The organism is Citromicrobium sp. JLT1363 (assembly GCF_000186705.1).
Taxonomy (GTDB): Bacteria; Pseudomonadota; Alphaproteobacteria; order Sphingomonadales; family Sphingomonadaceae; genus Alteriqipengyuania.
The window spans coordinates 28,916-42,047 of the sequence record NZ_AEUE01000002.1 but is presented as its reverse complement, the minus strand read 5'-3'; the positions used below and the strand labels follow the sequence as shown (position 1 = coordinate 42,047).

Sequence of the window (13,132 nt, the reverse complement as noted above, 5' to 3'; positions counted from 1 at the left end):
ACCGACCGAAGATGCTGTTGCATATCGTCGCGCGCGGCAAGATCGCGCGTTCCCCCGAGGCCGAACTGGTGGATCGCTACATGTCCCGCATCACGTGGGACACGAAGCTGACCGAACTGCCCGAAACCGGCGGGCGCATCCCGCCGCACAAGCAGCCGCTGCGAACCGTCGCGCTCGATGAAAAGGGCCGCGACCTTTCTTCCGAGAAACTGGCGGGAATCCTGGGTGACTGGCGCGATGGCGGCATCCGGGAGGCGCGCTTCCTGATCGGCGCTGCGGACGGCCATAGCGAGCAGCAGCGTGCCGAGGCCGACCTGCTGCTGGCCTTCGGTAGCGCCACATGGCCGCACCTGCTGGCCCGCGCGATGCTGGCCGAACAGCTCTACCGCGCCACGAGCATTCTTGCAGGCCATCCCTATCATCGGGCAGGGTAGCCCGCGATGCTTGGACGCCTCGCCCTGATCGCCGCGCCGGTCGCGCTGCTCGCCGCGCTTGCGCTCGGTCCGCAGCTGCGCGGGCAGAGCGCGGGCGAATTCGAGAGCGCCGAGGATGTCCGGGCCGCGATCGAGCGCGCCCAGCGCGCCTCCCAGCGCGCGGCGGAGCGAGGCGCATCGCTGGAGAAGGCAGCTGCCGAGGCGCAGGAAGAGGCGGAGCGTGTCGCCAGCCGGTCAGCCGCGCTGGCCGCACGCATCCAGGAAACCGAAGCCGAAATCGCGGTGGCGCAGGGGCGGCTTTCGCTCATCGCGCGCCAGCAACGCGCGCTCGATGCCCGGCTTGGCGAACGGCGCGAGCCGCTGATCCGGCTGACCGGGGCGCTGCAGAACTTCTCTCGCCGCCCGCTCGCGCTGTCTATCTTCCGCCCCGGATCGCTGCGCGAAACCGTCTATCTGCGCGCGGTGCTGGAAACCACGATCCCCGAGGTCCGCACCCGCACCTCGGCGCTGCGCGCGGAAATCGAGCGCAGCCGGACACTTCGCAAGCAAGCCGAAACCGTACTGGCAGGCCTTGCCGATCAGGAAGAGCGGCTGGCCCTGCGCCGCGACCAGCTGGCCGCGATCGAAACCCGCAAGCGGCTTGCCGCCCGGCGTCGCGGCGGCGAGGCCGATCGGCTGGAGGAACGCGCGCTCGCCTACGCCGAAGAGGCGCGCGATCTGGATGGATTGGTGGAGCGGATCGACGCGGCAGGCGCCTTGCGTGAAGAGCTGGCCGCATTGCCCGGCCCGGTAATCCGCCCCGCGCAGCCATCACGCGCTCGCGCGCCGGGCACCGCGACCCCGATACCGCCCGCCACCCGACGGCAGGCGCGCTCGCCCGTCGGTCTGCGGCTGCCGGTGAATGGCCGGACGCTGCGCGGCTTCGGCTCGGTCGACAGGAGCGGGGGGCGCTCGGAAGGCCTGCTGATTCGCGCAGGCGAGGGCGCGCAGATCGTCACTCCGGCGCCGGGCAGGGTCGCCTTCGCGGGGCCGTTCCGGGGCTATGCGCGGATCGTGATCGTCGAGCATCCGGGTGGCTGGACCAGCCTCGTCACCGGCCTGGCGCGTACCGATGTCACCGTGGGTGAAGATCTGACCGAGGGCGCGCCGCTGGGCGTGGCCCCACCCGAAGGCGGGCCGGTAGGCTTCGAACTGCGTCTTGGCGGCCGCCCGGCCAACCCGCTCGACCATATTGCGGACTGATGCGGGGCATCCAGCGTCGGAGTGCATCTGGTGTTAATCGCTTGCGCGCTATACATAACAGCCGAAAGTCTCGAAGGCCTGAACTTATGAAACTCCCCGTCGTCGCCCGTTCCCTCGCCCTCGTCTCGGCGCTCGCCCTGGTTCCGATCGCGACCGCCGGGATGGCCCAGGTGGACAGCCGTGTGTCGCCCGAATTCGCCAAGCTTTTCGCCACCTACCAGCAGGTGAAGGCGAGCTATGTCGATCCGGTCGACGACGAAAAGCTGATTCGCGGCGCGATCGACGGCATGCTGGCCAGCCTCGATCCGCACTCCGCCTATCTCGACGGGTCCGATCTGCAGCGGCTCGAAACCATGATCGACGGCAACTATTCCGGCCTCGGCCTGTCGGTCGTGATGGAAGACGGCGCGGTGAAGGTGGTCAGCCCGTTCCGCGGCAGCCCGGCGGAAAAGGCGGGCATCAAGGCCGGCGATTTCATCACACACCTCAACGGCAAGCTGATCTACGGCGGCGATCTGGACGAAGCCGTGGAGCAGATGCGCGGGCCCGCGGGCACCTCGATCAACCTCACGATTTTCCGCCCCGGCAGCGAAGAGCCGATCGAAACCAGCGTGACGCGCGGTGTGATCGAGCTGGAGCCGGTCACCCATTCGCTGTCCGATGGTAATATCGGCGTCATCACGGTGAACGAATTCTCGCGCGATGTCGGCGCGGACGTGTTTGCCGCCTGGGGCGAAATCCAGACCGAGGCGAGCGGCCGGATCAACGGCCTGGTGCTCGATCTGCGGTCCAACCCGGGCGGTTCGCTGGACGAGGCAGTGGCCCTGTCCGACCTGTTCCTCGACGACGGGCGGATCGTCTCGCAGCGCGGGCGGGCCCGCGGCGAATCGATCACCTATAATGCCGAGACGATGTATCGCGGCCAGATCGCCGCCGACGTGCCGCTGATCGTGCTGATCGATGCGGGCTCTGCCTCGGCCAGCGAAATCGTGGCGGGCGCCCTGCAGGATCACCGCCGCGCGCTGGTGATGGGCGAGCGCAGCTTCGGCAAGGGCAGCGTCCAGTCGCTGGTGAAGCTGGGCAGCAACGCAGCGCTGAAGCTGACCACCGCGCGCTATTACACGCCCGACGGGCATTCAGTGCAGGAAGGCGGGATCAAGCCCGATATCCGCGTGCCGCAGATTTCCGACCCCGATCTGGAGCGGCGGATGAAGTATCAGCTGCGCGAGAGCGACCTGCGCGGTCACCTCATCAACGAAGCACAGTTGCAGGACGACGATCTGGAACGCGACCTGAAGGCAGACCCGCGCTTCTCGCAGACGGCGGCCGAACTGAAGGAGCAGGGGATCGAGGATTTCCAGCTCGACTACGCGATCAAGACCCTGCGGCGCACGACCGCCAGCTCGGTCGCGCTGCGCAAGTAGGGCGTTTTTCCGGGGCATGCTCGACTCGCCGCATTCGCGCCTCGCGCGCTGGATCGTCCTCCTCGCGCCCGCTTTCCTGCTGGGCGGGGCCTATGTCAGCCAGTACGCCTTCGGCCTTTTTCCGTGCGAAATGTGCTGGTGGCAGCGCTGGCCGCATTTCGTCGCGCTCGGCTTCGCCGTGCTGGCCTTCATCGCGCCCCCGCAGCGCCTGTGGATCGCCTTCGCCGCGCTGGCGATCATCGCTTCGGGGCTGATCGGCGGCTTTCACGCGGGCGTGGAATACGACTGGTGGGAGGGGATCACCGGCTGTGCTTCGACCCTTTCGGCCAGCGAGGGCGTCAGCGCCATGGACGCGATCCTCGATACGCCGCTGATCCGGTGCGATCAGGCACCATGGACGCTGTTGGGCGTTTCGCTGGCAGGATATAATTTCATCATCTCGATGGCCTCGGGCGTCTGCGCGCTCGCGCTGCTGACACGCAAATGGAAGACGCCATGAAAGACCATATCGAACGCATGATCCGGGTCGACCAGGCGGGCGAGTTCGGCGCGACCCGCATCTATGCCGGTCAGCTTGCCGTGATGGGCGACCGCGCACCGCATTCGGGCGAGATCGCGGCGATGGCCCGGCAGGAGGACGAGCATCACGATGCGTTCAACGCGCTGATGGCCGAGCGCGGCGTGCGCCCGACTGCGCTGCATCCCTTCTGGAACGTGGCAGGCTACGCGCTGGGCGCGGCGACCGCGCTGATCGGTCCGAAGGCCGCGATGGCCTGCACTGCGGCGGTGGAGACCGAGATCGACAACCACTATTCCAGACAGCTCGACGCCTTGCAGGAAGCCGACGAGGAGCCCGAACTCCAGGGCATGATCGAGAAATTCCGCGAGGAAGAGCGCGAGCATCACGATGCCGCCATCGCCGCCGGGGCCGAGGAAACGCCCGGTTACCCGCTGCTGTCCGCCGCGATCCGGCTGGGCTGTCGCGCCGCGATCCGCATCAGCGAGCGCGTCTGATCGCATCCCGATTGAAGCGAACCGGCCTGCAAGGCCGACCGCTTCAGTCATGGTTCAGCCATTTGCGCCGCTTATGCTAGGCGCAGATACCAGTTTTTGTTCGAATAGCCGCAGGGGCCTGCCATGAAGATTTTCCCGACCGCCACCGCCGCCGTCCTGCTCGCGCTTGGAATGGGTGCGCCCGCCCTCGCGCAGAGCGAAGGGGGGGACCGGGTCAACATGGTCATCGCCTATGACGAGGACGACTGCCCCGAGAAGACCGCCGATAACGAGATCGTGGTCTGCCAGATCGTGGTCGAGGCGGAACGCTACCGCATCCCGACCCCGCTTCGTTACAGCGACGATCCGGAGAACACGGCCTGGGCGCAGCGCGTCGAAGCCCTCCGTTTCATCGGCGATTTCGGCGCGATGAGCTGCTCGCCCACGGGCGCTGCGGGCTTTACCGGCTGCACCCAGAAGATGATCGACGCGGCCTACGAAGCGCGCGAGGGCGGCTCGGCCGTGCGGTTCGGCCAGCTGATTGCCGAAGCGCGCGCGGAACGCCTTTCCATGATCGACGAGGATGCCGCTGCCGAGCAGGAGCGTGTCGAGATGATCGAGCGCGAATATAACGAGCGGCTGGAGCGCGAGCGCGAGGCCGAAGTGGCTGCCGAGCCTCTGCCCGAGCCCGAGAGCAGCGACGAGATCGGCGGCGACGACTAGGCGTCGCGCCCCGTTTTGCGTAAGGGCCGGTGCATGGCCCGAGCGCAGGATACCGCCCCGCAAAAGATCGCGATCGTCTTCGGCACGAGGCCGGAGGCGATCAAGCTCTTCCCGCTGATTCACCTGCTGAAGGGCGATCCCCGGTTCGAACCCGTCGTGATCGTGACCGGTCAGCATCGTGGCATGCTGGACCAGGTGCTCGACATTGCGCGGATCGTGCCCGATCACGATCTTGCGGTGATGCAGCCGGGCCAGACGCTCGACGCGCTGACCGCGCGGCTGCTGACCGGGATCGGCGAAACGCTCGATACCGAAACGCCGGACTGGGTGGTGGTGCAGGGCGATACCGCCAGCGCCATGTGCGGCGCGCTCGCTGCGTTCTACCGCAAGGTGCCCATCGCCCATGTCGAAGCGGGGCTGCGCAGCGGCGATATCCACCATCCCTGGCCCGAGGAGGTGAACCGCAAGATCATCGGCACCATGGCTGCGCTGCATTGCGCGCCGACCAGGACCTCCGCCGAGGCCCTGCTGCGAGAGAACGTCGATCCGGGCCAGGTCCATGTCACCGGCAACACGGTGGTCGATGCGCTCCACTGGGTGCTGGCCGCGATCGGGGAGAAGCCCGCGCTCGCGGCCGATCTGCACGCCGCCGCCGCGCCCTTCACCGGCAAGCGCATCATCGGGGTGACCAGCCACCGGCGCGAGAACTTCGGTGAAGGGATGCGCGCGATTGCGGGGGCGATCCGGCGGATCGCCGCGCGCCAGGATACCGCGGTGCTGTTCCCCGTTCACCTCAACCCGAACGTGCGCGAGATCATGCAGGCAGAGCTTGCGGGGCTGGACAATGTCGCGCTGCTCGAACCGCTCGACTACCCCAATTTCGCCGCGCTGATGCAGGCGAGCACGCTGATGCTGACCGACAGCGGCGGCGTGCAGGAAGAGGCGCCCGCGCTGGGCAAGCCGGTGCTGGTGATGCGCGAGACGACCGAGCGGCCCGAAGGCGTCGAGGCGGGCACGGCGAAGCTGGTCGGCACCGATCCCGACGCCATCGTGCGCGAGGTGGGCCGCCTGCTGGATGACGAGGCCGCCTATGCCGCGATGGCGCAGGCGCATAACCCCTTCGGTGACGGCAAGTCGTCACAGCGCATCGCGGACCTGATGGCGAAGCGCTAGCCCATGCCGTGATAGCGCCTGAACCAGTCGACGAAGCGCGGGAAGCCTTCGTCGGCGGTGGTCTCCGGCGCGAAGCCATGGTCACGCGCAATCGCGTCGATATCGGCGAAGGTGCGCGGCACGTCGCCCTTCTGCATGCCCATCATCTCGATCTGGGCCTTGCGCCCGCAGGCGCTCTCTATGATCCCGATCACGCGCATCAGATCTTCGGGCCGGTTGTTGCCGATATTGTAGATCGCATGCGGGGCCACGCTGCCGCCCGGTTTGGTGGTACCGTCATCTGTCGGCGCCGCGTCGAGGCAGGCGATCACGCCGCGCACGATATCGTCGATGAACGTGAAATCGCGGCTCATCTTCCCGTGGTTGAACACCGGAATCGGATCGCCGTTGAGGATCTTCGAGGTGAATATCCACGGCATCATGTCGGGTCGGCCCCAGGGGCCGTACACGGTGAAGAACCTCAGGCCCGTCTGCGGCAGGCGGTACAGATGCGCGTAGCTTTCGCTCATCAGCTCGTCCGCCTTCTTGGTCGCGGCATAGAGCGAATAGGGGTGGTCGACCCGGTCCTCGACCGAGAAGGGCACCTTTTCGTTCCCGCCATAGACGGAGCTTGAGCTGGCATAGACGAGGTGCTCGGCGCTGCGTTCGCGCGCCAGCTCCAGAATATTGAGATGGCCGGTGAGGTTGGACCGCGCATAGGCACGCGGGTTCTCCAGCGAATAGCGCACGCCTGCCTGCGCGCCGAGGTGCACGATGCGGGTGAAGCTCTCCCCCTCCAGCACGCGTTCCAGCGCTGCCTCGTCCGCGAAATCGCATTCGGCAAAGCGGAAGGCATCGCCCGCCTTCCCGGTAACGCGCGCCACCCGGTCCCGCTTGAGGCTGACGGGGTAGTAATCGTTGAGATTGTCGATCCCGATCACCCGGTCGCCGCGCGCGCACAGCGCTTCGGCCAGGGCCGCACCGATGAAGCCTGCCGCTCCGGTAACCAGTATATCCACGCAATGCTCCCCTTCGGGCGAGGCCCTTAGCAGGCGGGCCGTTACCATAAATTTTACCGCACTCGTGCAAAAGCCAGTCCCGCATGATTTACGCGAAAAGGGCTTCGGCAAGCGCATGACGAATGACAGATGCACGGTCGCCGTGGTGGGCCTGGGCTATATTGGCCTGCCGACCGCCGCCATCATAGCCCGCAGCGGCTGCGAAGTGACCGGCGTGGATACCTCCGAAGCCGTTGTGGAGACGGTCAACCGGGGCGATATCCATATCGAGGAAGTCGATCTGGACGGTCTGGTGCAGGCCGTTGTCTCGCGCGGGACGCTGAAGGCCAGCACGCAGATGCCCGAGGCCGACGTTTACGTGATCGCGGTGCCCACGCCCTTCAAGCGCGACAGCGCACACGAGCCCGATACGGCCTACGTGATGGCGGCGGCGGACGCGATCGCTCCCGTGCTCAAGCCCGGCGCGCTGGTGATCGTCGAATCGACCTGCCCGGTGGGCACGACCGACGCCGTGCGTGACCGGCTGGCGGAGAAGCGGAGCGATCTGGCCATGCCCGGCATCGCGCCCGCCACCCCGGATATCGCCATCGCCTATTGTCCCGAGCGCGTGCTGCCTGGCCGTATCCTCGAAGAACTGGTCCATAACGACCGCTCGGTCGGCGGGATCACGCCGCGCTGCGCACGCAAGGCGCTCGCCTTCTACAAGCGCTTCGTGCGCGGCGAATGCGTGACCACCGAAGCGCGCGCGGCGGAAATGACCAAGCTGGTCGAAAACGCCTTCCGCGACGTGAACATCGCCTTTGCCAACGAGCTGTCGATGATTGCCGACCGTCAGGGGCTGGACGTGTGGGAGGTGATCCGCCTCGCCAACCGGCACCCGCGCGTGAACATCCTCCAGCCCGGGCCCGGCGTCGGCGGCCACTGCATCGCGGTGGACCCATGGTTCATCGTGCACGGCGCGCCCGAAGATTCACGCGTGATCCGCACCGCGCGCGAGGTGAACGATGCGAAGATGCACCATGTGCTGGAGCAGGCCACCGCGCTGATCGAGGAAAGCCCGGAGGCGCAGGTCGCCTGCCTCGGCCTGGCCTTCAAGGCCAATATCGACGATTTCCGCGAGAGCCCGGCGCGCTTCATCGCCGCCCGCCTTGCGCGCAAGTTTGGCGAGCGGATCAATATCGTCGAGCCTTACGCCAAGGAACTGCCGGTCGAATTCGGCGATACGGGTGCGAGCCTTGTCGACATCGACACCGCGCTGGAGACATGCGGCATCCTGATCGTGCTGGTGGACCACGACCTGTTCCGCTCCATCCCCGCCGAAGAGCGGCGCGATGCGATGGTCTACGACACCCGCGGGATCTGGCAGACGCCCGGCTGAGCGGATCGCCGGTGGTGGACCGGTGCGGGCTGCGCAGCTAAGGCAAGCGGCGCTTTCCTCACCGGATGACCCCATGATTTCAAGACGCCTACTGCCCGCATCCGTTCTCCTGCCGCTGCTGCTGGGCGCCTGCTCGGCTTCGCAGGGCACGACCGAGGAACAGGCGTCAGGGCCTGCCGAAAAAGATCCGCCCGGAGTGGCGCAGGCGCTCTCGCTGGGCGGGCAGCTGGAGGAAGACAGCGAATCGAGTGCATATGACCGCGCCATCGGCTGCGCGGTTGCCTTCCGCGTCACGGCAGTTGCGATTGCGCCGTTGACGTCGGGCAGCAATTCCCGCGAGGTCCGCGCGCTGGAAGCGGGCGCGCGCGCCTTCGCGCGCCGGGCCCGGTCGGCCGAAGGGGCGCAGGGCCGTGACGTTCCAGAGGATATCGATGCGCAGGTCGCAGAGAGCGACGAGGGCGATAAGGCCGATCAGGCTCGCAAGACGCTGGCCTGTGCGCGGTTACTCGAATGATCTGAGATTGCGCATGCGCGCGCCGGCCGGATTCAGCGGCGCGCGATAGCCGGTGAGCCGAGCGTGAGCACGACGCCTCCCGGCCTGGTCTGCGTTTCCGCCAGCACCGTCACCATCTGGTAGGGGCAACCGGCGGGAACGACGAAGCCTCCGCGCAGCGTCGTTTCCTCAGCAAGGTCCTCGCGCGCGTTCAGGATTATCTGCGCGTCCCCGCCCGCGACGCAGGCCACGCGCATGATCGCGGCGTCGCCTGGGGCATGGCCGCGCGAAGCGACGGGGATCGCCGCCGCGTAAGTGCCGGGCGACAGCGCGAACAGCTTGCGCACCACGCTGCCGGTAAATCCGGAATCCATTCGGGATTCCAGCTCCAGCCCCGACTGCCCGCCCGAAATGAACATCGAGTCGATCCCGTCCACCTGGAAGGGCTGCCAGGTGAAGGGTGCCAGCGCGATACCGGTGGTTTCGTCGTTGAAGGGCGCTGCGGTCAGGATTGCCGGATCGCCGCCGGCCACCACTTCGAACAGGCGACGCGCGGAAGCGTAGTCACCCTGCGCGACCAGCACCGAAAGCAGTTCGGGGACGCGGGTGGCGAATTGCGGCCCCTCGGGGAAGCCACCGGCTTCGACGGCGAGCGAAACGATGGAGGCGGGATCGCTCGAATTGCCGATCGCATGGCGCAGGAAGGGTTCGAGCCAGGGGTTCGACGCGTTCATATAGGGCAGGAAGCGCGCGCGGATAGCGGGTCCGCGCATGGCTTCGGTAAGGACGGGATAGAGCGACGGGCGAACCGAGTCGCTGATCCGCATGGCGGTATCGTAGTGGCGCAGCGCCTCTGCCACGTCGTTGCGGCGCACCGCGTCCTCTATCAGGAACAGCTGGGCACCCAGATCGCGGCGCGACAGCCGGTCTGCCATCGCCATCTGGCGAGACGTCCTTTCGGGATCGGTATTGGCCAGGCTCACAAGGCCGAAAATACCGAAGGCGTCCTTGTTGAGCGGGTTCCGGGCGATCGACCGGGTTGCCGCATCGATCGCTGCAGCGCCCTGATTGCCTTCCGTTCCGCCGACCGCGAGATCCTCCTTCGCGGCGCGGATGAGGGCGACCGGGTCCTCTGCATCGAACCACAGCGCGATACGCGGAAGGTTCCACTGGAAGATCATGCTTCCGGCCTGGGTCACGGAGGTCCAGGCGAGAAGCAGCGTGGCGACGACCAGCAGGCTTCGGAGCCATCGCGCGTCGCCTTTCAGCGTCGGCAGGCGGGGCATCAGGCGGGCTTTTCTTCGCGTCCGTAGTTGAGCCCGTAGCCATAGCCGTACCCGTAGCCATAGCCGTATTGCGAGCTTTCCTTGCCCGAGAACTTGGTCATGACCGCACCCAGCAGATTGGCGTTGCTGTCATGCAAACGTTCGAGCGACAGGTTGATTCCGCGAACGGGCACGCCGCGCGCTTCGATCACGTAGACAACGCCATCTATGGCACTGGAAATCAGCGGCGCGTCCGCGAGGCCGAGCAGCGGCGGCGCGTCGACCACGACATGATCGAACTGTTCCAGCAGCTTGGCGACCATCTCCGCCGCGCGGTCGGTGCTCAGCAGCTCGGCCGCGCTGGGCGGGGTGCGCCCCGCGGTCATCAGCCAGAGATTGGGAATGTCGGTTTCGTGGATGAGCGAGCGCAGATCGTCGGTGCCGGTCAGGTAGTTCGAGAAGCCGTCCTCGTTCTTCGCATCGAACAGCGTGTGGATCGAGGGCGAGCGCATGTCAGCATCGACCAGCGCGACACGCTTGCCGGTGCGCGCGATCACGCTGGCCAGCGCGTAGCTGGTGGTACTCTTGCCTTCCGCCGGGCGGCTCGAGGTGACCATGAAGGACTTCGGCACACCGTGCCGGGTCGACATGGCAAGGTTGGATCGCACGGTGAGATAGGCTTCGGACAGATCCGACTTGGGATCGCGGATGATCTCGCTGATCTCCTCGTTCTCCACCCCGCTCGTCGGGATGGCGCCGAGCAGCGGCAGGCCGGTCTGCGGCGTGATCTCCGCCGGATCGCGAATGCCCTCGTCCAGCTGTTCCAGCAGGAACACCGCAATTCCCGCCAGCGCGACGCCGGCAAAAAGCGAGACCAGCAGGTTGAGCGGGAGGTTGGGCGAGGACGGGCCACCGGGCACCTGCGCCTCGTCCACGATGGAAATGTTGCTGGCGCCCACGCTGGCCACGCCGATCTCGCGGTAGCGCTGAAGCACGCTCTCGTAGAGCTGGCGGTTGGTATCCACCTCGTTCTGGTAGAGGTTGTACTGGATGCGCGCGCGCTCCTGATTGCGCAGCTGGCCGGTCAGCGCGTTCACCCGCGCGCGAAGCGTTTCCTCGCGTTCCACTGCGGCGCGATAATCGTCGCCCGCGCCACCCCGGATGCGCGCCTCTTCCTGCGCGATCGCCTGATTGAGGGTGGAAATCTGTTCCTGCAGGTTGCGCGCCGCGGGATAGCCCGGTTCGAACTGGACCATCAGCTCGGCATATTGTGCGCGCAGCTCTGCCCGGCGTGCGCGCAGGTTGCTGAGCGCCGAGTTGTTCACCGTGGCCGCTCCGCCGCCCGTCCGGGCTTCCGATTCGAGGCGCACGCGCTGCGCCGTCGCTTCGTTCAGTGCCTGGTTCATCGCGTCGAGGTTCCGGGAAACGAGCGATGTGCTGCCGACCGTATCGCCGTCCTGTTCGACCCGGTCGAGGATCACGATGTCGTTCTCGTTCGCGTAGTTGACCAGCTTGCGTTCGGATTCCTCCACCTCTTCCAGCAGTTCGGCGAGGCGCCGCTCGAGGAACTCGCGCGCGTCGGCGGTGGATTCGTAACGCCGGTCGTTGCTTTCGGCGATGAACTGCCGGGCCCATTCGTTGGCAACCTGCGCCGAAATCGTGGGCGATCCGCTGGTGTAGCTGATATCGACCAGGGCCGAGCGCGAGACGGGGCTGATCGAGATATTGCCCAGCAGCAGGCCTACCGCCGTCTTCTCGCGGCGGGCAAGATCCTCGCGCGTGGGGGCAGCGCCATTATCGGCCAGGAAAGGCGTGTTATCGGGCTCCAGCCCGTGGGCGGCGAAGAATTCGGCGTTGTTCGCCAGGCGCAGTTCGCGGGCTACCCGCTCCGCAATCGCGCGGGTACGCAGCAGCTCGTACTGCGTATCGTAGAATTCCTGGTCGAACGTGCGGTCGCCCTTGTCCACGCCTTCGACATTGGTGATCTGCTGATCCTGCCGGCTGATCTCGATCCGCGAGCTCGCCGTGTATTGCGGCGTGGCCAGCAACGTCATCGCCAGGCCTGCCAGCAGTGCAAGCACGATGATCCCGCCGACCACCCATTTCTGGCGCAGGAGGATGGCCCAGTATTCGCGTATCAACGGGGTTTCGTTCCTGATCCGCGCTTGCCGGTCGGGCTGATCGTCCATCAGGGTACTTCCCTCGTCCGAGGGGGATGCCGCCATATTCATCGCAAAAAAGCCAAGTCTAGCCGACCGTTACAGGGTTTGCTGCAACAGGATCGTGATGGGAGTAGCGATCAGCGCAGCAGCGCCGACCAGATTGTCGAACATCCGGCGAGAGCGGCTTTCACCCACCACCACCGTGTCGTTCGGATAGATGGCCGGGTCGGAATAAAGGCCGCGGCTGATGGCCTGCAGGTTGTAGAGCGTGGCCAGCCGCTGCCCGTTCACCGTGCGGAACACCACCACATCCTGTGAATCGGCGAAGTCCGTAAGGCCGCGCGCAGTTGCGACCGACTTGAGCAGGGAAGACTGGCCCTGGATCGGATAGACCCCCGGCTGGTTGACCTCTCCATAGACCACCACCGACCGCGTGGCCGTGTCGTCCACCGTCGTCGTAACATCGGGATCGCGCACGAACTGCCCGCGCAGGTGGCTCTCGATCAGGGCGGAAACCTCCCGCGCCTGGAGCCCCGCGACGTCGAGCGTGCCGACCAGCGGAAACTCGATGCGCCCGTTGGCATCCACCCTGACCTCACGGTTGCTGAGTTCGGGAATGCCGAAAACATCGATCGTCAGCGTATCGAACGGCCCCACGCCATAGGAAACCGTGGGCCCGATCACGTCGGCCTGGGTGGGGGGCGGGAGTTCGCCCTGAATGACCTGGAGGCCCGGGGCGCCGCCGATCGGCTGGGGCTTGCCCGCGCAGCCGGCCAGGCCGAACGCGGCAACAGCCAAGAGCAAAATCAGTCGCATGTCTCGATCCCGACCCTTGTTAATCCTGCCA

The 13,132-nt window shown here is 66.6% G+C and carries 13 protein-coding genes; 9 read left to right on the top strand and 4 right to left on the bottom strand.

Annotated elements, in window-relative coordinates; genetic code table 11:
- The first annotated feature begins 11 nt into the window (after positions 1-11).
- The 7 genes from ADAD_RS0102580 to wecB all read left to right on the top strand — a co-directional run bounded on the left by ADAD_RS0102580 (position 12) and on the right by wecB (position 5,989).
- Positions 12-434, top strand: a complete 423-nt coding sequence (locus tag ADAD_RS0102580) for a 23S rRNA (pseudouridine(1915)-N(3))-methyltransferase RlmH (protein ID WP_010408926.1) — start codon at positions 12-14, stop codon at positions 432-434.
- Positions 435-440: 6 nt separating this feature from the next.
- Positions 441-1,676, top strand: coding sequence for a murein hydrolase activator EnvC family protein (locus ADAD_RS0102575; RefSeq protein WP_010408923.1), 1,236 nt, complete (start codon positions 441-443; stop codon positions 1,674-1,676).
- An 86-nt stretch (positions 1,677-1,762) separates the two neighbouring features.
- Entirely contained in the window at positions 1,763-3,100 is a 1,338-nt protein-coding gene (locus tag ADAD_RS0102570) for a S41 family peptidase (protein WP_010408920.1), read from the top strand.
- Positions 3,101-3,116: 16 nt separating this feature from the next.
- Positions 3,117-3,599, top strand: coding sequence for a disulfide bond formation protein B (locus ADAD_RS0102565; RefSeq protein ID WP_010408918.1), 483 nt, complete (start codon positions 3,117-3,119; stop codon positions 3,597-3,599).
- Positions 3,596-4,114, top strand: a complete 519-nt coding sequence (locus tag ADAD_RS0102560) for a demethoxyubiquinone hydroxylase family protein (RefSeq protein WP_139020320.1) — start codon at positions 3,596-3,598, stop codon at positions 4,112-4,114. Before ADAD_RS0102565 ends, ADAD_RS0102560 begins: the two co-directional genes overlap by 4 nt.
- Positions 4,115-4,237: 123 nt before the next feature.
- Positions 4,238-4,816, top strand: coding sequence for a hypothetical protein (locus ADAD_RS0102555; RefSeq protein ID WP_010408910.1), 579 nt, complete (start codon positions 4,238-4,240; stop codon positions 4,814-4,816).
- A gap of 33 nt (positions 4,817-4,849) precedes the next feature.
- Complete coding sequence (gene wecB, locus ADAD_RS0102550) at positions 4,850-5,989, top strand: non-hydrolyzing UDP-N-acetylglucosamine 2-epimerase (protein WP_010408908.1); 1,140 nt, start codon at positions 4,850-4,852, stop codon at positions 5,987-5,989.
- Here the strand turns inward: wecB and ADAD_RS0102545 are convergent.
- Positions 5,986-6,987, bottom strand: a complete 1,002-nt coding sequence (locus ADAD_RS0102545) for an NAD-dependent epimerase/dehydratase family protein (RefSeq protein WP_010408905.1) — start codon at positions 6,985-6,987, stop codon at positions 5,986-5,988. The two genes, wecB and ADAD_RS0102545, sit on opposite strands and share 4 nt — an antisense overlap.
- Before the next feature lie 115 nt (positions 6,988-7,102).
- Here ADAD_RS0102545 and wecC point away from each other — a divergent pair, with 115 nt between their 5' ends.
- Both wecC and ADAD_RS0102535 read left to right on the top strand, forming a co-directional pair.
- Complete coding sequence (gene wecC / locus ADAD_RS0102540; protein WP_010408902.1) at positions 7,103-8,365, top strand: UDP-N-acetyl-D-mannosamine dehydrogenase; 1,263 nt, start codon at positions 7,103-7,105, stop codon at positions 8,363-8,365.
- 73 nt (positions 8,366-8,438) lie between these two features.
- Positions 8,439-8,879: a hypothetical protein gene (locus ADAD_RS0102535; RefSeq protein ID WP_010408899.1), complete on the top strand. Its 441-nt coding sequence runs from the start codon at positions 8,439-8,441 to the stop codon at positions 8,877-8,879.
- Between the two features lie 32 nt (positions 8,880-8,911).
- Here the strand turns inward: ADAD_RS0102535 and ADAD_RS0102530 are convergent, their stop codons facing one another.
- The 3 genes from ADAD_RS0102530 to ADAD_RS0102520 are packed head-to-tail and all read right to left on the bottom strand — an operon-like array spanning position 8,912 to position 13,101.
- A complete protein-coding gene (locus ADAD_RS0102530; RefSeq protein WP_010408897.1) occupies positions 8,912-10,144 on the bottom strand; it encodes a hypothetical protein in 1,233 nt (410 codons plus the stop codon).
- Positions 10,144-12,348 carry a GumC family protein gene (locus ADAD_RS0102525; RefSeq protein WP_029139851.1) on the bottom strand — a complete coding sequence of 735 codons (2,205 nt, stop codon included), beginning with the start codon at positions 12,346-12,348 and terminating at the stop codon, positions 10,144-10,146. The genes ADAD_RS0102530 and ADAD_RS0102525 overlap by 1 nt, the downstream gene beginning before the upstream one ends.
- Positions 12,349-12,381: 33 nt before the next feature.
- Complete coding sequence (locus ADAD_RS0102520; RefSeq protein ID WP_010408891.1) at positions 12,382-13,101, bottom strand: polysaccharide biosynthesis/export family protein; 720 nt, start codon at positions 13,099-13,101, stop codon at positions 12,382-12,384.
- Between the last annotated feature and the right edge of the window lie 31 nt (positions 13,102-13,132).

Coding starts and splice junctions, on each gene's coding strand:
- ADAD_RS0102520 (WP_010408891.1), bottom strand. CDS start 13,101: ATGCGACTGATTTTGCTCTTGGCTGTTGCCGCGTTCGGCCTGGCCGGC.
- wecC (WP_010408902.1), top strand. CDS start 7,103: ATGACGAATGACAGATGCACGGTCGCCGTGGTGGGCCTGGGCTATATT.
- ADAD_RS0102560 (WP_139020320.1), top strand. CDS start 3,596: ATGAAAGACCATATCGAACGCATGATCCGGGTCGACCAGGCGGGCGAG.
- ADAD_RS0102575 (WP_010408923.1), top strand. CDS start 441: ATGCTTGGACGCCTCGCCCTGATCGCCGCGCCGGTCGCGCTGCTCGCC.
- ADAD_RS0102570 (WP_010408920.1), top strand. CDS start 1,763: ATGAAACTCCCCGTCGTCGCCCGTTCCCTCGCCCTCGTCTCGGCGCTC.
- ADAD_RS0102555 (WP_010408910.1), top strand. CDS start 4,238: ATGAAGATTTTCCCGACCGCCACCGCCGCCGTCCTGCTCGCGCTTGGA.
- ADAD_RS0102535 (WP_010408899.1), top strand. CDS start 8,439: ATGATTTCAAGACGCCTACTGCCCGCATCCGTTCTCCTGCCGCTGCTG.
- ADAD_RS0102580 (WP_010408926.1), top strand. CDS start 12: ATGCTGTTGCATATCGTCGCGCGCGGCAAGATCGCGCGTTCCCCCGAG.
- ADAD_RS0102565 (WP_010408918.1), top strand. CDS start 3,117: ATGCTCGACTCGCCGCATTCGCGCCTCGCGCGCTGGATCGTCCTCCTC.
- ADAD_RS0102525 (WP_029139851.1), bottom strand. CDS start 12,348: ATGGCGGCATCCCCCTCGGACGAGGGAAGTACCCTGATGGACGATCAG.
- ADAD_RS0102530 (WP_010408897.1), bottom strand. CDS start 10,144: ATGCCCCGCCTGCCGACGCTGAAAGGCGACGCGCGATGGCTCCGAAGC.
- wecB (WP_010408908.1), top strand. CDS start 4,850: ATGGCCCGAGCGCAGGATACCGCCCCGCAAAAGATCGCGATCGTCTTC.